This is a genomic window from Pseudomonas kairouanensis (genome assembly GCF_004682055.1).
Taxonomy (GTDB): Bacteria; Pseudomonadota; Gammaproteobacteria; order Pseudomonadales; family Pseudomonadaceae; genus Aquipseudomonas; species Aquipseudomonas kairouanensis.
The window spans coordinates 25,434-44,181 of the sequence record NZ_QUZU01000028.1 but is presented as its reverse complement, the minus strand read 5'-3'; the positions used below and the strand labels follow the sequence as shown (position 1 = coordinate 44,181).

The following is an 18,748-nucleotide window of genomic DNA, read 5'->3' as shown; positions in this document are numbered from 1 at the left end:
GTGCTAAAGGGCTTTGCGTCGAACCCGTTTCGATCGCGTCTACCCTGAGGAAAAAATCATGGATATCCCTATTGGTGCTTTAGCTCACCTTGTTGGCGGCTCGCCTCAATTCATGCTCCACCTGACGGACGACCATCAGAAAAAACTCCGACGTTTTATCCACAAACGCGTACTCAACCCCGAGGATGCCGATGACATCCTGCAACTGACCTACCTGGAAGCCTGGCGCAACCGCGATCGCTTCAGCGGCCAGGCCACCCTCAGCACCTGGATGTGCGGGATCGCCCAGAACCTCATACGCAACCACTTCCGGCGCTTGTATGCCAAACCGGTGCATTGCGAATTCGATGAGGCGCTCTGGCATGGACAAGAGGAAAACAACAACCTGGACTGGGAGTTCGAGATCAACCGTCGACTGGAAAAAACCCTGATCGCCATAAAGCACCTGCCATTGGAAATGCGCAGAACGCTGTACGCCTCCCTTGAGACCGATGGCAGCTACCAGGACACTGCCGACGCCTTGGACATCCCCATTGGTACCGTGCGCTCACGCCTGTCGCGAGCACGCGAGCAGCTCAAACGCGTCACCCACACCCCGCAGCACCGGTAAGCCCGGCTAACCGGCAGTCGTTGGGCGGCAGGGATATCTGCCCAACTCGCACCCTCTGAAAACCACCGCTGCCACAATCGATCGCCCTCACCGCAAAGCCCGCCGCTCGTCGCCCAATCGGCTGTTTTTTCTTAAACAGTTGAAAGCGTAGATAAAAATTCAAATTAAACGCTTGACGCATTCCCGTTCTACGCGAATAATGCGCGCCACTTGGCTACATAGCTCAGTTGGTTAGAGCATAGCATTCATAATGCTGGGGTCCGGGGTTCAAGTCCCTGTGTAGCCACCAAGTACCGATCCATAGATGTCTACAGCAGTCTATGGATCACCTCAAGAAGCCCGCCTAGTGCGGGCTTTCTTGTGTCTGGCCATCTCTGTTTGTATTGCCCTGTACCCTCTCTCCCTGTAGCGCGCAAGCAGCCCTGCCCCTAGCGCCGCTGATCCGCAATGGTGCTGGGGCGGGAAACTGGCCAGAACGCCTCTGGTACGCCACTCACTCCCGCCGCAACGAAGACGCCACCAACAAGTCCCGCGTATAGGGGTGCTGCGGCGCATCGAACAGTTGCTCCGTACTCCCCGCTTCCACGACCACGCCGTCCTTGACCACGATCAGGTCATGGGCCAGGGCGCGGACCACGGCGAGGTCGTGGCTGATGAACAGATAGGTCAGGCCGTGCTCTTCCTGCAAGCGACGCAGCAGGCTGACCACTTGTTTTTGCACGGTACGGTCGAGGGCCGAGGTGGGCTCGTCGAGCAGGATCAGTTCGGGCTTGATCACCAACGCCCTCGCGATGGCGATGCGTTGGCGCTGGCCGCCGGAGAATTCGTGGGGGAAGCGGTGCCGGGTATCCGGGTCGAGTCCAACATCCTTCAGGGCCACAATCACTTCGGCCTCCCGTTGCGCCGCGTCCAGGCTGGTGTGCACGCGCAAGCCTTCCTCAATGATCTGCTGCACGCTCATGCGCGGGCTGAGGCTGCCGAACGGGTCCTGGAACACCACTTGCAGTTGCCGACGCCACGGGCGCAAGGCCTTGCCCTTGAGCCGGTCAAGGGCCTGCCCCTGGAAGCGGATGCTGCCTTGGGCGTCGATCAAGCGCAGGATCGCCTGGCCCAGGGTCGACTTGCCCGAGCCGGACTCGCCGACAATGCCCAGCGTCTTGCCGCGCTGCAGGCGCAGGTCAATCCCGTCTACGGCTTTGATCGGCGGTTTGCGCCGCAACAGGCTGCCCTGGGCGAACCACACCCGCAACGCGTCCACTTCCAACAGGTTGGGCGCCGGCGCACGACTGACCGCACGCCCCTGCGGCTCGGCCTCCAGCAGTTGGCGGCTGTAGGCATGCTGCGGCGTAGCGAACAGCACCTCACAATCGGCCTGCTCGACGATCTTGCCCGCCCGCATCACCGCCACGCGCTGGGCGATGCTGCGCACCACATTGAGGTCATGACTGATCAGCAGCAACGCCATGCCCAGGCGCTGCTGCAGGTCTTTGAGCAACGCCAGGATGCGCCGCTGCACTGTCACGTCCAGTGCCGTGGTGGGCTCATCGGCGATCAACAACAGCGGCTCGCACGCCAGCGCCATGGCAATCATCACCCGCTGACGCTGCCCGCCGGACAATTGATGCGGGTAGGCATTTAGGCGCTGACGCGGTTCGTGGATACCCACCAGTTCCAGCAATTGCACCACCCGTTCGCGTGCGGCGCCGCCGCCCACCCCCTTGTGCAGCGCCAGGGTTTCGGCCACTTGCCGCTCCACGGTGTACAGCGGGTTGAGCGAGGTCATTGGCTCCTGGAAGATCATCGCGATGCGATCACCGCGGATCTGGCGCAGGCGTTGCGCCCGTGCTCCGAGCAGTTCCTCACCCTGATAGCGAATGCTGCCACGGGTTCGGGTGATGTGCGGCGGCAACAATTGCAGGATCGAATGGGCCGTCACCGACTTACCCGAGCCGGACTCGCCCACCAGCGCCAGGCACTCGCCCGCGTGAATATCCAGGTCAATGCCCCGCACGGCTTTATGCCCTTCGAAGGCCACCTGCAAGTTACGGATTTGAATCAGTGCATCGCTCACACACACGCTCGCTTATCAGGATCGAGGGTCGAAGGCATCGCGGCAGGCTTCGCCGATAAATACCAACAGGGACAGGATCAGCGCCAACGCAAAAAACGCGGTCAGCGCCAGCCACGGGGCTTGCAGGTTGTTTTTGCCCTGGCCGATCAACTCGCCCAGGGACGCGGTGCCCGTGGGCATGCCAAAGCCAAGGAAATCCAGGGCGCTCAGCGTGGAAATCGCACCGGTCAAAATGAACGGCAAGTAGCTCAAGGTGGCCGTCATCGCATTCGGCAGGATATGCCGCAGCATCACCTGAAAGTCGCCCACGCCCAACGCCCGCGCGGCCTTCACGTACTCCAGGTTGCGCCCGCGCAGGAACTCGGCGCGCACCACGTCCACCAGGGCCAGCCAGGCAAACAGCGCCATGATCCCCAGGAGCCACCAGAAACTGGGCTCTACAAAACCCGACAGGATGATCAGCAGGTACAGCACCGGCAGCCCGGACCAGATCTCGATCAGGCGCTGGCCCAACAGGTCGATCCAGCCTGCGTAGTAGCCTTGCAGGGCGCCGGCAGCCACACCGATCAGCGTGCTCACCACGGTCAACGCCAGGGCAAACAACAACGACACCCGCGTGCCGAAAATCACTCGCGCCAATACATCCCGTGCCTGATCGTCGGTGCCCAGCCAGTCTTGCGCGGAGGGTGGTGTGGGCGACGGTGCGTTGAGGTCGTAGTTGACCGTGTCATAGCTGAACGGTATCGGCGGGAACAGCAGCCAGCCACCCTGCCCTTCAATCAGTTCACGCACGTAGGGGTCGCGGTAATCCGGTTGAAATGGCAGCGTGCCGCCAAAGTCCTGTTCGGTGTAGCGCTTGAAGGCCGGGAAATACAGCTCGCCCTGATACGACACCACCAGCGGTTTGTCATTGGCCACCAGCTCACCGCCCAGGCACAGCGCAAACAGCGCGGCAAAGATCCACAGCGACCACCAGCCCCGACGGTTGCGCTTGAAATGCAGCCAGCGTCGCCGGGTGATCGGAGAAAAAACCGCCATCAATGGGACCTCCCGGCAAAATCCAGGCGCGGGTCCAGCAGCCGATAGCACAGGTCGCCCAACAGCTTGATCACCAACCCCACCAACGTGAAGATAAACAGCGTGCCAAACACCACCGGATAGTCCCGTGCCACCGCTGCTTCATAGCTCAAGCGCCCCAACCCATCGAGGGAAAAAATCACCTCGATCAGCAGCGAGCCGCCAAACAGCATGGTCGTCAGCGCCTGGGGCAGGCCGACCACGATCAATAACATCGCATTGCGGAACACATGCTTGTACAGCACCTGTTTTTCGCTGAAACCCTTGGCCCGCGCGGTCACCACATACTGGCGACTGATCTCATCCAGGAAGCTGTTCTTGGTGAGAATGGTCAGGGTGGCAAACCCACCGATCACCAGCGCCAGCACCGGCAGCACTAAATGCCAGAAGTAATCCACCAGCTTGCCTGCCCACGACAACGCGGCGAAGTTTTCCGAGACCAGCCCGCGCACTGGAAACCAGTCCAACAGGCTGCCGCCACCAAACATCACGATCAGCAGCAAGGCGAACAGAAACGCCGGCATGGCATGGCCGATGATGATCGCCGCACTGCTCCACACATCGAAGCGGCTGCCATGGCGCACCGCCTTGCGAATGCCCAGCGGGATCGACACCAGGTAACTGATCAGCGTGGCCCAGATGCCCAGGGACAAGGTCACCGGCAGCTTCTGCAGGATCAGGTCGGTGACCTTTGCACCACGAAAAAAGCTGTCGCCGAAATCCAGCCGTGCATAGCTGCTGAGCATCAACCACAGGCGTGCGCCCAAGGGCTTGTCAAAGCCATATTGGCGCTCGATATCGGCGACCAGCGCCGGGTCCAGGCCCCGCACCGAGCGCGACTCCCCGCCGACGCTTTCCACATGGCCACCGGCCAGCGAAGCCTGGCCGCCAATACCCTGCAAGCGCGCGATGGCTTGCTCCACCGGCCCACCGGGCGCGGCCTGCACGATAAAAAAATTCACCAGCAAGATGCACAACAAGGTGGGCACGATCAGCAGTAATCGACGCGCGCTATAGGCCAGCATGTTGGCGCTCTCCAGTGTGTTGGCGCATTTGCGCGGTGGTCAGCGGGCTTGGGCTGATTTCCCACCAGGTATCAATGCCCACATCGTTAAGCGGCGCGGTCTGCGGGCGGCCGAAGCGGTTCCACCACACCGACGACGTACCCGGCGGGTAGTAGTTGGGAATCCAGTAGAAGCCCCACTGCAGCACGCGATCCAAGGCATGGGCGTAACGCACCATGGTGGGCCGGTCGTTGGCACGCACCAGGCCATCGATCAAGGCATCCACTGCCGGGTTGCGCAGCGCCATGAAGTTGTTGGAGCCCGGATCATCGGCACTTTCCGAGCCGAAATAATTGGTCAGCTCACGGCCCGGCGAAAGGCTGACCGGATAGCCATTGACGATCATGTCGTAGTCGCGCGCACGCACGCGGTTGGCGTACTGCGCTGCATCGATCAGGCGGATATGGAAGCCGATGCCGATCTGCGCAAGGTTGCGTTTGTAAGGCAACAACAAGCGCTCGAAACCCTTCTGGTTGCTAAGAAAGGTGAACTGCAACGGTTCACCCTGGGCATTCACCAACTGGTCGCCCCTGGGCGTCCAACCGGCTGCCTCCAGCAGCTTTAACGCCTGCGCCTGTTGCGGGCGTATGCGCCCGCTGGCGTCGGTGTGCGGGGGCTCGTAAACGCGGTCAAACACCTCATCGGGGACTTGTCCGCGCCAGGGTTCGAGCAGCTTGCGTTCCTCGCTATCCGGCAGTTGGCTGGCGGCCAGTTCGCTGCGGGAAAAGAAGCTGCGCTGGCGCAGGTACATGCCGTGCATCATTTGCCGATTGCTCCAGTCGAAATCCCACAGCAGGCTCAACGCCTGGCGCACACGGCGGTCCTGGAACTGCGGCTTTTGCAGGTTGAACACAAACCCCTGGGTGCCCTGCACCGCTTCAGGCGCCAGATGTTCACGCTGGAGGCGGCCGTCGCGCAGGGCCTCCCCGTCGTAGCCCACGGTGTAACTGGTGGCCGAGAACTCGCGATTGAAGTCATAGCCCTGGGCACGCAGGATCTGGCGCGCCACGTCGGTGTCGCCAAAAAACTCCAGGCGCAAGGTGTCGAAGTTGTACTGCCCTCGATTGATCGGCAGGTCGTTGCCCCACCAGTCCTTGACCCGTTCGAACGTCACGCTGCGGCCGTTGTCCACCGCACTGATGCGATACGGGCCGTTGCCCAGCGGCGCTTCAAAGCCACCACCGTTGGCGAAATTGCGCGATTGCCACCAATGCTGCGGCAGTACCGGTAATGACGCGATGTCCAACGGCAAGGTGCGGTCGGCCGTGGTTTTGAAGGTGAATCGCACCTGGCTGGGCGACTCCCGCAGCACTTGATCGACATCGGCGAAACGCTGGCGGTACACCAGGCTGCCTTCGCGGCGCAGCAGGTTGAAGGTGTAGATCACATCCTCTGCCGTCACCGGTGTGCCGTCGGCGAAACGCGCCTTGGGGTTGAGGTAAAAGCGAATCCACGAATGGTCATCTGCCAGCTCCATGCGTTGTGCGACCAGCCCATACACGGTGTAGGGCTCATCCTGCGAGCGATAGGCCAATGGGCTGTAAAGCCAGCCCTGGATCTGCGCGACACCCATGCCTTTGTCGACATAGGGAACCAGGTGATCAAACGCGCCATCCTCCATTGACGAACGTCGGAACGTGCCGCCCTTGGGGGCCTGTGGGTTGACGTAATCCAGGTGACTGAAACCCGCCGGGTACTTGGGCGCCTCGCCGTACACCGTCAAGGCATGCACCGGCTTGGCCAGCAGCGACGGCGCCCACAGGCCCCATAACAACGCCCAAACCACTGAACGAAACAGAATCACAGACGCAGCTCCACGCAATAGTGGCCGACACCCGCGTGGGTGTCGGCCATGACCTGATCAAAAGTTGTAGGAAACCCGGCTGTATAACGTGCGGCCAAAGGGGTCTGAGTAACGCGGGTCGTAGCCGCTCTGGAAGGTTGAGGTCTGGTTGCTGAACGGCGGCTCCTTGTCGAACAGGTTCTGCACGCCGACGGTGATCTGCGCGGTGTCGCGCCAGGTGTAAGTGCCAGCCAGGTCCCACACGCTCCAGGCGCCGACCTTGTCGTGGAACGCACGGTTGTAGTCGTTGTAGCCACTGGTGTAGCGGTTGGTCAGGGTTGCGCCGAGCGGGCCTTTGTTCCAGGTGCCGTTCCAGCTGTGGCGCCAGCGAGCCACGGCACCGGCCGAGGCAAAGTCGCCACCGCGATAATCACCGGCCTTGTCGATGTAGGCGCCCTTGATCTGCTGCTGGTACACATAGCGGTCGACATAGGTGCCTTGCAGGTTGGTGCCGAACTGGCCCAGCCTGGTTTCGGGCAAGCGGTAGTCAAAGGTCACGTCGACCCCGTTGGTCTTGACCTTACCCAGGTTGGCCAGCCCGGTGACGATGTGATCGATGGAGCCGTCGGCCTTGCGTACGATGCGGTCGGGGTACAGGTCTGGCTGTTCAAACACCGCCGATTCCGGGAATTCGGCGATCTGATTGGCGATCTTGATCCACCAGAAATCCAGGCCCAGGGACAGGTTGTTGATGGGCTGGTAGACAAAGCCCAGCGTCACGTTGCGTGCGGTCTCGGGATTGAGGTCCGGGTTACCGCCACTGCGGCTGAAAAACTGTTGCGCGCAATCGCGGTTGGCCAGGCCGCCGTTGCTCGGCGTGCCGCCGGCACACAAGCGCGGGTCGTTGTAGTTGGCCACGGTGAAGGTGGTTGCGGTGGGGTTGTAAAGCTCATACAGGGAAGGCGCGCGGAAGCCTTCGCTGTAGGCGCCGCGCATCACCAGTTCGCGGAACGGCTGGAAGCGGAACGAGTATTTCGGGTTGGTGGTGCTGCCAAAGTCACTGTACTTGTCGTGCCGCACCGCCGCCGACAGTTCCAGGCTATCGAGTACCGGCACGTTGACCTCCGCGTATTGCGCCGACACCGAACGGTCGCCGGCCACGCTGGCGGCGGGGTCGATGCCAAGGCTTTGCACATTGGCGGCGAAGTCTTCGAAGTTTTGGTGAAAATCCTCCTTGCGGTACTCGCCGCCCAGGGCCAGGGCCGATGGGCCCGCACCGAACCAATCACCGATGTCGCGGCTGATGCGACCATCGATGCTTTTGACCCGGCCAACACCGGTGGCGTAGTCGCCGTCCACCGCATTCGCCGCCAGCAACGCGGCACCCGCCGCCGACTGTGGCCCGAACGGGTTGATGATGCCGTTGTTGATGCCGTCGGTAACGGCGCGGTCATCCACATAACCGCTTTTGATCGTGTTGGTGACCTTGTTCTGGTTGTAGGCGGCCCCGACGTTGTAGTCCCAGCCGAGCAGCGTGCCTTCGAAGGTCAGCAAGAGGCGCTGGCCGACGTTATCGTCTTCATGGCGGCGCGGGCCCACTTCGCTTTCACGCCAGTTCGTGTCTACCGGCTGAGTGGGGTCGAGGGCGAAGGTGGTGGGGCCGGGGATAATGCCGTTGCCAGGGTAGTACGGCGTACCGGGTTGCACTTGCAGCCCTTGCAGCAGGCCGGGGCCGATCTGGGTACGGTTCTGGTTGCGCGCCCAGAAGTATTCGAGGCTGACGCTGTGGTCGTCGGCAAACTGGCCGGTGGCCTTGCCGAAAAACGAGGTCTTTTCCGTCTCGGGCACCAGGTCCAGATAGCTCCACAATGACTGCCGGCAAATACCGCTGCGTGAGATAAGACCTGGCGCATTGCAACCGGACGCCGCCAACGGGTTGCTGGCGTTCGAGCCCTGGCTGTAGTTGGCCGGCGAGGCGATCCCCGAGGAATAATCCAGGCCCTTGCCCGGCTGATAGTTGTAGGTGTAGTCGCGGTCGCGGGCCTTGAGGCTTTGCTGCTTGTCATGGCTGACCACGCCGAACACGTTGAAGCGATCGTCTTCCAAATCGCCAAAACCCCAACTGCCGCTGAAGTTGCTGGTGTCACCGCCACCTGCGTGGGTGGGGGAGCTGCCGCCTGCGGTGAACTGGCCCTCGGTCACGCTCTTTTTGGTGATGAAGTTGATCACACCACCGATGGCATCGGTGCCGTACAACGCTGAGGCACCGTCACGCAGCACTTCCACGCGGTCGATGGCGGCAAACGGGATGGTGTTGAGGTCAACCCCAGAGCCGTTGATGGCGGTGGTGGCGTTGTTGCTCAAGCGGCGCCCGTTGAGCAGCACCAGGGTTTTGTTCGGGCCGATACCGCGCAGGTCCGCAAACGACGCCCCGCCACTGCTGGAACCCACCGAGCGGCCCGAGCCGACCGAGGACTGGTTGGCCGAAATGCGGTTGATCAATTGTTCGGTGCTGGTGACGCCCTGCTTTTTCAGCTCTTCGGTACGCAGGATCGTTACCGGCACTGCCGTCTCGGCATCCACGCGGCGGATCGCACTGCCGGTGACTTCAATCCTTTGCAACTGCGGGATCGCCGCAGCGGGCGCAATACTGTCCTGCGGGCTGGCTTGGGCGGGCACGGCGCTGACCACAATGCCGTTGGCGCCTTCGCTGTCGCGCAGGTCGGTGCCCTGCAAGGCAATCTGCAACGCCTCGCCCGCGCTCAGTTCACCTTTGATCGCAGGCGCATTCAAACCGTCCACCAGCGACTGATCGAACGAAATGCGCTTGCCGCTTTGCTGGGAAATGCTCAGCAGGGTCTGGTCCAGCGACCCGGCGGGAATATCCAGCGGGCTGGCGGCCACCGTACCTGCGGCAATCGCGGCGGCAAGCGAAAGTAATAATCGGGGGGGTCGTGCATTCATCATGGCGTCGCGGGCTCCCTGTTCTTTTGTGTAGGTGTGCAGGGTTGTGCGTCGATGTCGGATTTTTTATAGAGCGGCCGTTAGATCGATAACGCATGTCCTTATGCGTTGCTCAACCGTCAGTTGCCGAAGTGGTAGCTCACGTCCAACCAGAACTGGCGACCATAGGGGTCGTAGTTGCCCGTGGGGTAATACGGCCATCCGGCAGAGTCGTCGTGCTTGACCTGATTGAGCAGGTTGTTGACGGTCAATCCGACACTGGCTTGGTCATTGACGCGATAACGCGCACTGGCGTTGAAGGTTGTCCAGGGCGAACACGCCGTCGAAGTCACCCCCAACTGTCGCCGCCGCAGATCTGTAGACGCTGGTTGTCACCCCCGCCGCGCTCGGTGGTGCCGCCACGCAGGTTGACGTCGACATCACTGATTTTGTCTTTGAGGATGATGTTCACCACCCCGGCAATTGCATCCTAGCCATACACCGCTGACGCGCCGCTGCTGAGGACACGCTGCAACACCCAACCGCCTTCGCTTTGCAGCGCCTCCAGGCCCGAGCCACGCAACGCCTGTTGCAGCGCTTGCTCAATGCTCAGACGCCCGCGCACGGCCGTACTATTGAGCCCCTGCACCAGGTCCTGCTGGAACGAAATACTCAAGCCACTTTGCCGGGAAATACTCAGCAGCATGTGGTCCAGTGGCCCGGCGGCGAGGTCGAACTCGAAGGTCTGGATGTGGCCTGCATGGGCGGGTGATGGCGTCGAAGCAGTCGCGCCATGGGTAAAAAGCATCGCGCCAATGGCCAGGCACAGCGCCGCTGGCAACCGGCGGCGGTAGGGGGTATGCATGATTGAGCTCCCATCATTGTTGTTGAGTTGATGGGTTGAACAATCCGAAGGGGTTTTTTATAGGCCCGCACTAGGCCGTTTAAGCATGAGTTTATAACGGCAGATGGCGAGCGATACCCGTGGGCGAAACCGTGCTTGCATGCTGTTGTGCAACAACCACGGCGTTTTTATAGGGCGGCGTGCATTTATTTTTCAACGCAACTCGATACTGACCCAGTATGCGCTGTGATAGTCGATCTGCACGGGCAACGATTTGGCCAGCAATTGCAGGGCGCTGTTGGTGTCGTCCAACGGGAAAATCCCGCTCAGGCGCAGGTTTGCCGCCGCCGGGCTGACGCGGATTATGCCGTGCCGATAGTCCCGCAGCGTCTGCACCACCTCCCCCAGGGAACGGTTGCGCACTTCCAGCAGCCCTTGGGTCCAGGCCGCCTCATCCCCCGTCGCCGCGTGCAGCGACACAATGCCCTGCGCATTGAACGTGGCCTGTTCGCCTGCCTGGATGACTTGCTTGGCGCCCTCACGGGTGGTGATTTCCACCTGGGAATGCAGCAGGGTGATCTGGGTCTTGTCCGGCAGTTGTTGCACCAGAAAGCGCGTGCCCAGGGCGCGCATGAATCCGTCAGCGGTTTGCACAATGAACGGCCGGGCATTGTCCTTGGCCACGTCCACCAGCAATTGCCCATCGAGCAATTTCAGCAGGCGCCGCTGACCATCAAACAACGGCACCACCTTGCTGCGCGGGGCCAGCGCCAAGGTACTGCCGTCGTCCAGTGTGAGGTTCAAACGCTCACCGGTCCCGGTACTCAGCGTTCCCACCGACGCCCAATTATCCGACAACCGCGCGACCAACCCCGCCAACGAGAAAAAGCCCGCCACGGCCAAGGTTGTGCGCAAAAATTTGCGCCGCCCCGATGGCGCATTCAAGGTGTGCAGCAAGCTGTCCCTGGGCATGCGTCGCAAGTCGTCATTGCCCAACACCGCAGCGCCCGCACCCATGCGATTGAAAATTTCCTCGCGTCGGGGGTCTGACTCGCGCCAACGCCGAAACGCCACCTGTTCCTGCGCGCTGGCATGCCCCGACTGCAATAACGCCATCCACTGCGCGGCCTCGTCGATCATCACGTCATCTGGTGCACCGCTGGTCATGGCTGTTCCATCGCCAGGTAGCAGCGCTTGAATGCATCGGCCATGTATTGCTGAACCCGACTCACCGACACCTGCAAGCGCTCGCCGATCTGTGCATAGGTCAAGCCGTCCAATTGGTGATACAGGAACGCCGCCTTGGCCTTGGCCGACAAACCATTGAGCAGGCGATCCACCTCCAGCAGCGTCTCGATCAACAACAAACGCTCCTCCGGCGATGGATGCACCTGCTGCGGCGCCAGGGCCAGCGTCTCCAGGTAAGCCCGCTCCAGGTCCTGCCGACGCCACCCCTCATACATCAACCGCCGCGCAATCGTGGTCAACAACGCCCGTGGCTCACGAATCGCCGAGGGGTCCGGCAACGCCAATACGCGCAAAAACGTTTCCGACGCGATGTCCTGGGCGCCATGGGGGCAGTCCATCGCGCGGGCCACACGCGCGCATAACCAGCGGTAATCGCTCTTGAACATCTGCCCAATCAGACCAAGGTGCAGGTTCTGATTCACACTCATTGCGTGCTCCGTGCGCAAAGCGGCCATTCAGCCTTGCCATTAAGAAATGATGAAAATCCATCGCATAAGGGCGGACTCTGCATGAAGGGCGCGTAGATGAGGAAAGAATAAAAAATTGCAAAGACCTTCATAATGAACATATAGGTGTCCCGCGCCGACCCGGCTAATCAGCGCCACGCAGCCGGTCGTCGAGACCCGCACCCAGCACTCCCCAGGCCGGTTGATGCGCTCAAAAAAAACCACTGTCTGTACTTTGCGCTCCACCGAACCCACTGTTAGTGTCCAGCCTCCCCCACAACGGAGTGCTGCACGGTGAAACTGGATATCTACCAAGTCGATGCTTTCAGCCAACACGTTTTTGGCGGCAACCCCGCCGCCGTGTGCCCGCTCACCGAGTGGCCGAGCGATGATCTGTTGCAGAGCATCGCCGCTGAAAACAACCTCTCGGAAACCGCCTACTTCGTGCCCCGTGGCGATATCTATGAGCTGCGCTGGTTTACCCCTGAAGTTGAAGTGGACCTGTGCGGGCATGCCACCTTGGCGGCGGCTTGGGTGCTGATTCACCAGTTGCAGGGTGCGCCGCACGTGCTGCGCTTTGCCACTCGCAGCGGCGAGCTTCGGGTAATGCGCAACGGCGACGAACTGGCGATGGATTTCCCGGCCAGGCAACCCGAACGCTGCGAGCCGCCTGCTGGCCTGTTGGAAGCCCTGGGGATTGAACAGGCCGAAGTGTATGGCACCGACGACTACATCGTGTTGGTGGACGATGAGGCCCAGGTGGCGGCACTGAAGCCCGACTTCGCACGGCTCAGGGGCCTGCCCAGGCGCGGGGTTGCCGTGACCGCCAAAAGCGCACGGTTCGACTTTATCTCGCGCTGGTTCGGCCCGAATGTCGGCGTAAACGAAGACCCGGTTACCGGTTCGGCCCACACCTCGCTGGCACCCTTCTGGGCCGAGCGCCTGGGCAAATCCCAATTGAGCGCCGAACAGGGCGGCCAGCGTCGGGGCCAACTGCGCTGTGAACTCAAGGGCGAGCGCGTGATCATTTCCGGCCACGCGGTGCTCTACCTGCAAGGCACGATTTACCTGTAAACAGCAGGCCCCAAGGACAACAGATCATTCTCAAAATGAACGGAGTTCAGCGCGTGTTTTCGATTTCCTGCCGGCGGTTGTCGGTGATTGCGGCCACCCTCACCCTGGTTGCCTGTCACCCCCCGATCCACGAACAACCACCGGCCCCGGAATTGGGCTCGGGTTATCGCAGCGACCTCGCCACGCGCCACGCCGAGCGGCATATGGCCGCCGCCGCCAACCCGCTGGCCGCCGAAGCCGGACGCGAGATGTTGCGCCAGGGCGGTTCGGCCATTGATGCAGCGATTGCGATGCAGGCCGTGCTGACCCTGGTGGAGCCGCAGTCGTCCGGCATTGGCGGCGGCGCGTTCATCCTACTGTGGGACGGCAAGGACGTGCACGCTTATGACGGTCGCGAAACCGCACCGGCCGGGGCGACGCCGCGGTTGTTCCTGAGGCCAGACGGTTCGCCGATGACATTTGCCGAGGCGCAAATCGGCGGGCGCTCGGTGGGCACGCCGGGGGTATTGCGGGCGCTGGAGATGGCCCACAAAAAAACCGGACACCTGCCATGGGCCAAGCTGTTTGAGCCGGCCATTGGCCTGTCTGAACAGGGCTTCGCGATTTCCCCACGCTTGCATGCACTGATCGCCGCCGACCGTTATATCCCCCAGTCGCCCGACCTGGCGGCGTACTTTCTGAATACCGATGGCACGCCGAAAGCCATCGGCACGCGACTGAAAAACCCGGCGCTGGCGGCCGTGTTCAAACGCATCGCCAAGGAGGGTCCGGACGCGCTGTACCACGGGCCGATTGCCGATGAAATTGCGCGCAAGGTCCAGGGCCATCGCAACGCGGGCAGCCTGTCACTGGCGGACCTCAAGGGCTATGCCGCCAAAGAACGCGCACCACTGTGCACCGACTACCAGCAATACCGGGTGTGCGGCATGCCGCCGCCGTCGTCGGGTGGAATCGCTATCGCGCAGATCCTGGGCACCTTGCAAGCCCTTGAAGCCCGCGACCCCGCATGGGTGATTGCATTGATGACGCCCGTGAAGAGCGCGTCGCCCGCAGGCCTTGAGCCCACGCCCGAAGCCGTGCACTTGCTCGCCGAAGCCGGGCGCCTGGCCTTCGCGGACCGAGGGTTGTACGTGGCCGATAGCGACTTCGTGCCGGTACCGGTCGCCGGCCTCGTCGCCCCTGGCTACCTGGCCCGGCGCGCCACGCTGATTGGTGAGCGCAGCATGGGCATCGCCAAACCGGGCACGCCTGCGGGTATCCAGGTGGCGTATGCGCCGGACCGTTCGCCGCTACGCATTTCCACCTCACAAGTGGTGGCGGTGGACGATGCCGGCGGTGCGGTGTCGATGACCACCACGGTGGAAGCGGCGTTCGGTTCGCACCTGATGGTCCAGGGCTTTTTGCTCAATAACCAGATGACCGATTTCTCGTTTATCCCAGAGGAAAACGGCCAGCCGGTGGCCAATCGCGTCGAGCCGGGTAAACGCCCACGCTCGGCCATGGCGCCCACCCTGGTGTTCGACCGCACCAGCGGCGAATTACTGGCCACCGTGGGCTCGCCCGGCGGCTCACAAATCATCGAATACGTGAGTAAGTCCCTGGTGGCGATGCTCGACTGGAAGCTCGACCCGCAAGCAGCCATCAGCCTGCCCAACTTTGGCAGCCGCAATGGCGCGACCGAACTGGAACAGGGGCTGTTCAGCCCCGCGTTGAAACAGGCGCTCAAGGACAAGGGTCACGCAGTAAGCGAAATGGACATGACCAGCGGCATCCAAGCCATCGTGCGCACGCGCGATGCCCAGGGCAAAGTGTCGCTCAGCGGCGGCGCAGACCCACGGCGTGAAGGCGAAGCGGTCGGTGACTGAAACCGCTCACTACAATCAGCGGCTGATCTTCAGGCCCTTACGCCCCGCATGCCGCTCCAGCGCCAATTCGATCAAGCGGCTGACCAGCTCGCTGTAGCTCATGCCCGCCGCCTGCCACAGCTTGGGGTACATGCTGATGCGGGTGAAGCCTGGGAGTGAGTTGATCTCATTGATCAGCACTTGGCCGTCATCGGTAAGAAACACGTCGACCCGCGCCAGGCCAGCGCAGCCGAGTACTTCGAACGCGTCGATGGCCAGGCGACGGATACGTTCGCTGGCCTGGGCACTGATAGCCGCCGGCACCACCACTTGGGCGGCCTGCCCGTCGATGTATTTGCTGTCGTAGGAATAGAAGCCGTTGCTCACCACGATCTCACCGCAACCACTGGCAATGGGATCGTCGTTACCCAGCACCGCACATTCGATTTCGCGCCCTTTGACGGCGGATTCCACCAGCACTTTTTCATCAAAGCCCAGGGCCAACTCGACGGCGGCGTGGTACTCGGCTTCAGTGGCAACTTTGCTGACACCCACCGAGGAGCCCTGGTTGGCCGGTTTTACAAACATCGGCAGGCCGAGCGTGTTGACCGCCGTCTCAAAGGACGTGCGCGCAGCATTGCGGCGGGTCAGGGTGATGAACGGCGTCACGGCGATCCCCGCATCGCGCAGCAGGCGCTTGCTGATGTCCTTGTCCATGCACACCGCCGAGCCGAGCACGTCGGAGCCGACAAAGGGCAGGTCGGCCATGCGCAGCAGGCCTTGCAGGCACCCGTCTTCACCGAGGGTGCCGTGGACGATGGGGAAGATCACGTCGATGTGTTCCAGCAGGCCGCTGCCGGTGGTTTCCACCACTTGTTGGCTGGCCTTGCCCGGCACTACCGCCAGTTCACGGTTGGACTGGTTGAGGGCGATCAGGGCCGGGTTTTCCTGGTTGATCAGGAAGTTGGAAGTGTCGTTGAGGTGCCAGTGGCCGGCCTTGTCGATGCCGATCAGCACCGGCTCGTAGCGCGTACGGTCCAGCGCATCAACGATATTGCGCGCCGATTGCAGCGAGACTTCGTGCTCGGCCGAACGGCCACCAAAAATAATCCCCACCCGCACCTTGCTCATGACCCTGCCTCACTGTTTGACGTTGCGCTTCTTAACATGGTCCGTCAGCGATTCGCTACCAGATGCGCGCCGAACAGCACATAGCAACCACCGGCAAAACGGTCGAGCCACTTGCGCGAACGGCTATAGAGGTTGGCCATGCGCTCACTGGAAAACACCAGGGCGACGCTGGAATACCAACTGAACGACAAGGTGGCCATGGTGATCACCGCCAAGGTCAGCAGCATCGGCGATGGCGACGGCGGCATGGTGGAGGCGAAGATGGTGGCGACGAACAGTGCTGCCTTGGGGTTGGACAGGTTACCCAGCAAGCCCAGGCGCCACGCGCTGAACAGCGAACGTCGAGGCTCGTCGGGCAATAGGCTTTGGCCCATGGCCGGTGCCGAGCGCTTGAACAGTTTGAGCCCGAGGTAGATCAGGTAGCAGCCCCCGAGGATCTTGAACGCCAGGTACAACATGGGCGCTGCGGTAAACAGCGACTTGATCCCCAGGCCGCCCGCCAAGCCCCACATGATCGTACCAGTAGCCACACCGGCCGACGCCACCACACCATGGCGGCGCGAGCAGCTGGCGGCCAACTGCGCCGTATTGAAAAAATTCGGGCCGGGTGTCACCACGGCGACGGTCCAAAGCAACGCCAGCGACAACAACGGTGCAGCGTATGGCAGGTCAGAGAACATTGATGATCCCTCTTATCGGTAGCCGTTATGGCTCAGCCTCAGGCTCGGGAATGTGTACAAGCAAGTCACCCGGTTGGCATTGCAGGTGGGTGCAGATGGCGTCCAGCGTTCCCAGGCGTATGCCCTTGACCTTACCTTGTTTAAGCAATGACAGGTTCTGCTCGGTAATTCCGATGGCGGCCGCCAAGTCTTTGGACTTGACCTTGCGCCGGGCAAGCATGACGTCCAGTTCAATCACAATGGGCATGTCGGTCTCAAACAAAAGTGCGGTTTTCAGAATCCACTTCACTGGCCTGCCACAGGATACGCGCGATCACCGCGATGCAGGCGGCCAGAAACAGTGCAACAAAGCTGGGGGCAGTCAGGCTCAGGGTGATTAGCCGCTCGCCGACCGGCGCGTGCATTGTTACCCAGACGCTGAGCAATGGCTCACATAAAAAATCCAGCAGCACCCAAATTGCCACTGCCTTACCGACTTTGCCCAGGTGCATCGCTGATGTACTGGAGAAATATTCGCCACGGGCGTAGCTCTTGAACAACTTGCGCAGGTGGTTCAAGCCAGACGCCAGCGCCATCAACGGGATGCTGGACAGCACGATGCCCCCCACCACTTGCCACAAAGGAAACTCGGCCACTTGCTCGGCCCGGCCCTGAATCAAGCGGTCGCTCAACGCAAAGCCAAGCCCCAGCCCGTCGGCGGATGAGCTCAGCACAGGAAACAGCCATACAGCGGCATTCAAGGCCAACATGGTGATGATCAATAGCAGTGTGAGCAGCGACATGCGCTGGCTAAGCTGAGCGAGACGTTGGGTATTCATATAAAACCTCAAAGAGCGTGAATGTGGGGGCAAGATAGCTAATTAATTATCGTAAAACAATAATAAATCACCTCAAAATAATAACTACCCATTCATCACGCAATGCCGTCGCCAGCGAAAAAACCTGCACAATCGTTCAAGACCTCAACAGACAACCCACGCCACACTGGGTTAACGTGTTTCCACCTCTTCTTGTGACAAACCACCATGGGCACCCCCACCGCCAACATTGACTGGATGCACCGCGCCCCGCATGCCAGCGGCCTGGACCGTATCGAGGCGTACTTTGCCGGCTTCGCGTTCGACCCGCATCGCCATGACACCTACGCCATTGGGCGTACCTTGTTTGGCGTGCAGAGTTTTCATTATCGCGGCAGCATGACCCACAGCCTGCCCGGCGCGACCATGGTGATCCACCCTGATGAAACCCATGACGGCCGCGCCAGCAGTGTGGAAGGCTTCAAGTACCGCATGATTTATGTGGAGCCGGCGCTGATCCAACAGATCCTGGGGGGCAAGCCGTTGCCGTTTATCCCCAGCGGGCTGACCAACGACCCAAGGCTGTTCCGCGCCAGCGAAGTGCTGCTGCAAGGGCTGGACTGCCCCATTGATCCGCTGCAGGAACAAGATGCGCTGTACGACGTGGCCCAGGCGCTCAGCGACGCATCTGGCGTGATTACCACGCGCAAGACGTTCGACTACGTGGCCGCCGAACGCGCCCGGGAGTTTATCCACAGCGCCCTGGGCCGTAGCATCACCCTGGAGGAAATGGCCGACCACGCGGGTCGCGACCGCTGGGCGTTATCGCGGGATTTTCGACTGTTGTTCGGCACCAGCCCCTACCGCTACCTGACCATGCGCCGCCTGGACCTGGTGCGCAGCCTGCTGGCCCAGGGCTATTCGCTGGTGGATGCGGCCATGACCGCAGGTTTTACCGACCAGAGCCACATGACCCGGCAATTTCGCAGCACCTACGGCATGCCGCCGTCGCGGTGGGTGAAGATGTTGGGGCGTTGATACCTGCCAGATTTGAAATGCGATAAAAATGTGTAAGCGGGCTTGTTCGCGAAGGCGGTGGGTCAGTTTGCACATGTATGACTGATCCACCGCCTTCG

At 61.5% G+C, this 18,748-nt stretch carries 17 protein-coding genes, 1 tRNA gene and 1 pseudogene; 5 read left to right on the top strand and 14 right to left on the bottom strand.

Annotated elements, in window-relative coordinates; translation table 11 throughout:
* Positions 1 to 58 precede the first annotated feature (58 nt).
* A complete protein-coding gene (locus DYL59_RS20425) occupies positions 59 to 610 on the top strand; it encodes an RNA polymerase sigma factor (protein ID WP_135290777.1) in 552 nt (183 codons plus the stop codon).
* Positions 611 to 822: 212 nt separating this feature from the next.
* Positions 823 to 899 (top strand) — tRNA-Met (locus tag DYL59_RS20420).
* Positions 900 to 1,103: 204 nt separating this feature from the next.
* Here DYL59_RS20420 and DYL59_RS20415 read toward each other — a convergent pair.
* From DYL59_RS20415 to DYL59_RS20375, 10 genes and pseudogenes are all read right to left on the bottom strand, one after another.
* Complete coding sequence (locus tag DYL59_RS20415; RefSeq protein WP_135290776.1) at positions 1,104 to 2,681, bottom strand: ABC transporter ATP-binding protein; 1,578 nt, start codon at positions 2,679 to 2,681, stop codon at positions 1,104 to 1,106.
* Between the two features lie 15 nt (positions 2,682 to 2,696).
* Positions 2,697 to 3,719: an ABC transporter permease gene (locus tag DYL59_RS20410; protein WP_135290775.1), complete on the bottom strand. Its 1,023-nt coding sequence runs from the start codon at positions 3,717 to 3,719 to the stop codon at positions 2,697 to 2,699.
* The gene (locus DYL59_RS20405; protein ID WP_135290774.1) at positions 3,719 to 4,783 is read right to left on the bottom strand and encodes a microcin C ABC transporter permease YejB; all 1,065 of its coding nucleotides are present in this window, start codon (positions 4,781 to 4,783) and stop codon (positions 3,719 to 3,721) included. The genes DYL59_RS20410 and DYL59_RS20405 overlap by 1 nt, the downstream gene beginning before the upstream one ends.
* Entirely contained in the window at positions 4,770 to 6,620 is a 1,851-nt protein-coding gene (locus DYL59_RS20400; protein ID WP_420359296.1) for an extracellular solute-binding protein, read from the bottom strand. Before DYL59_RS20400 ends, DYL59_RS20405 begins: the two co-directional genes overlap by 14 nt.
* Positions 6,621 to 6,683: 63 nt before the next feature.
* Entirely contained in the window at positions 6,684 to 9,572 is a 2,889-nt protein-coding gene (locus DYL59_RS20395; protein WP_420359295.1) for a TonB-dependent receptor, read from the bottom strand.
* A 116-nt stretch (positions 9,573 to 9,688) separates the two neighbouring features.
* Positions 9,689 to 9,883 (bottom strand): annotated as a pseudogene (locus tag DYL59_RS20390) (hypothetical protein); the annotation flags it as partial.
* Between the two features lie 14 nt (positions 9,884 to 9,897).
* Entirely contained in the window at positions 9,898 to 10,023 is a 126-nt protein-coding gene (locus tag DYL59_RS32130) for a hypothetical protein (protein ID WP_272948867.1), read from the bottom strand.
* 15 nt (positions 10,024 to 10,038) lie between these two features.
* The gene (locus DYL59_RS31755) at positions 10,039 to 10,413 is read right to left on the bottom strand and encodes an STN domain-containing protein (RefSeq protein WP_238340737.1); all 375 of its coding nucleotides are present in this window, start codon (positions 10,411 to 10,413) and stop codon (positions 10,039 to 10,041) included.
* Positions 10,414 to 10,605: 192 nt separating this feature from the next.
* Entirely contained in the window at positions 10,606 to 11,559 is a 954-nt protein-coding gene (locus DYL59_RS20380; protein ID WP_135290772.1) for a FecR domain-containing protein, read from the bottom strand.
* Positions 11,556 to 12,068 carry a sigma-70 family RNA polymerase sigma factor gene (locus tag DYL59_RS20375; RefSeq protein ID WP_135290771.1) on the bottom strand — a complete coding sequence of 171 codons (513 nt, stop codon included), beginning with the start codon at positions 12,066 to 12,068 and terminating at the stop codon, positions 11,556 to 11,558. The genes DYL59_RS20380 and DYL59_RS20375 overlap by 4 nt, the downstream gene beginning before the upstream one ends.
* Before the next feature lie 312 nt (positions 12,069 to 12,380).
* Here DYL59_RS20375 and DYL59_RS20370 point away from each other — a divergent pair, with 312 nt between their 5' ends.
* Both DYL59_RS20370 and ggt read left to right on the top strand, forming a co-directional pair.
* Positions 12,381 to 13,160, top strand: a complete 780-nt coding sequence (locus DYL59_RS20370) for a PhzF family phenazine biosynthesis protein (protein WP_135290770.1) — start codon at positions 12,381 to 12,383, stop codon at positions 13,158 to 13,160.
* Between the two features lie 35 nt (positions 13,161 to 13,195).
* Complete coding sequence (gene ggt / locus DYL59_RS20365) at positions 13,196 to 15,025, top strand: gamma-glutamyltransferase (RefSeq protein ID WP_135290769.1); 1,830 nt, start codon at positions 13,196 to 13,198, stop codon at positions 15,023 to 15,025.
* A 15-nt stretch (positions 15,026 to 15,040) separates the two neighbouring features.
* Here ggt and ddlA read toward each other — a convergent pair whose 3' ends face one another.
* From ddlA to DYL59_RS20345, 4 genes are read right to left on the bottom strand one after another with little or no spacing between them, the layout of a single operon-like run.
* Positions 15,041 to 16,135 (bottom strand): D-alanine--D-alanine ligase, encoded by a 1,095-nt coding sequence (gene ddlA / locus DYL59_RS20360; protein ID WP_135290768.1) that lies wholly within the window; start codon positions 16,133 to 16,135, stop codon positions 15,041 to 15,043.
* 44 nt (positions 16,136 to 16,179) lie between these two features.
* Complete coding sequence (locus DYL59_RS20355; RefSeq protein ID WP_135290767.1) at positions 16,180 to 16,815, bottom strand: LysE family transporter; 636 nt, start codon at positions 16,813 to 16,815, stop codon at positions 16,180 to 16,182.
* 25 nt (positions 16,816 to 16,840) lie between these two features.
* The gene (locus DYL59_RS20350) at positions 16,841 to 17,062 is read right to left on the bottom strand and encodes a helix-turn-helix domain-containing protein (protein ID WP_135290766.1); all 222 of its coding nucleotides are present in this window, start codon (positions 17,060 to 17,062) and stop codon (positions 16,841 to 16,843) included.
* A 7-nt stretch (positions 17,063 to 17,069) separates the two neighbouring features.
* Entirely contained in the window at positions 17,070 to 17,633 is a 564-nt protein-coding gene (locus tag DYL59_RS20345) for a DUF2975 domain-containing protein (RefSeq protein WP_135290765.1), read from the bottom strand.
* Between the two features lie 207 nt (positions 17,634 to 17,840).
* Between DYL59_RS20345 and DYL59_RS20340 the strand changes: the two genes are divergently transcribed.
* Positions 17,841 to 18,650 (top strand): AraC family transcriptional regulator, encoded by an 810-nt coding sequence (locus tag DYL59_RS20340; protein ID WP_135290764.1) that lies wholly within the window; start codon positions 17,841 to 17,843, stop codon positions 18,648 to 18,650.
* The last annotated feature ends 98 nt before the right edge of the window (positions 18,651 to 18,748 follow it).

Bases quoted from the DNA above. Each gene is read 5' to 3' on its own strand.
- DYL59_RS20405 (WP_135290774.1), bottom strand. From the start codon at position 4,783: ATGCTGGCCTATAGCGCGCGTCGATTACTGCTGATCGTGCCCACCTTG.
- DYL59_RS20345 (WP_135290765.1), bottom strand. From the start codon at position 17,633: ATGAATACCCAACGTCTCGCTCAGCTTAGCCAGCGCATGTCGCTGCTC.
- DYL59_RS31755 (WP_238340737.1), bottom strand. From the start codon at position 10,413: ATGCATACCCCCTACCGCCGCCGGTTGCCAGCGGCGCTGTGCCTGGCC.
- DYL59_RS20410 (WP_135290775.1), bottom strand. From the start codon at position 3,719: ATGGCGGTTTTTTCTCCGATCACCCGGCGACGCTGGCTGCATTTCAAG.
- ggt (WP_135290769.1), top strand. From the start codon at position 13,196: ATGAACGGAGTTCAGCGCGTGTTTTCGATTTCCTGCCGGCGGTTGTCG.
- DYL59_RS20350 (WP_135290766.1), bottom strand. From the start codon at position 17,062: ATGCCCATTGTGATTGAACTGGACGTCATGCTTGCCCGGCGCAAGGTC.
- DYL59_RS20380 (WP_135290772.1), bottom strand. From the start codon at position 11,559: ATGACCAGCGGTGCACCAGATGACGTGATGATCGACGAGGCCGCGCAG.
- ddlA (WP_135290768.1), bottom strand. From the start codon at position 16,135: ATGAGCAAGGTGCGGGTGGGGATTATTTTTGGTGGCCGTTCGGCCGAG.
- DYL59_RS20375 (WP_135290771.1), bottom strand. From the start codon at position 12,068: ATGAGTGTGAATCAGAACCTGCACCTTGGTCTGATTGGGCAGATGTTC.
- DYL59_RS20395 (WP_420359295.1), bottom strand. From the start codon at position 9,572: ATGATGAATGCACGACCCCCCCGATTATTACTTTCGCTTGCCGCCGCG.
- DYL59_RS20425 (WP_135290777.1), top strand. From the start codon at position 59: ATGGATATCCCTATTGGTGCTTTAGCTCACCTTGTTGGCGGCTCGCCT.
- DYL59_RS20340 (WP_135290764.1), top strand. From the start codon at position 17,841: ATGGGCACCCCCACCGCCAACATTGACTGGATGCACCGCGCCCCGCAT.
- DYL59_RS20355 (WP_135290767.1), bottom strand. From the start codon at position 16,815: ATGTTCTCTGACCTGCCATACGCTGCACCGTTGTTGTCGCTGGCGTTG.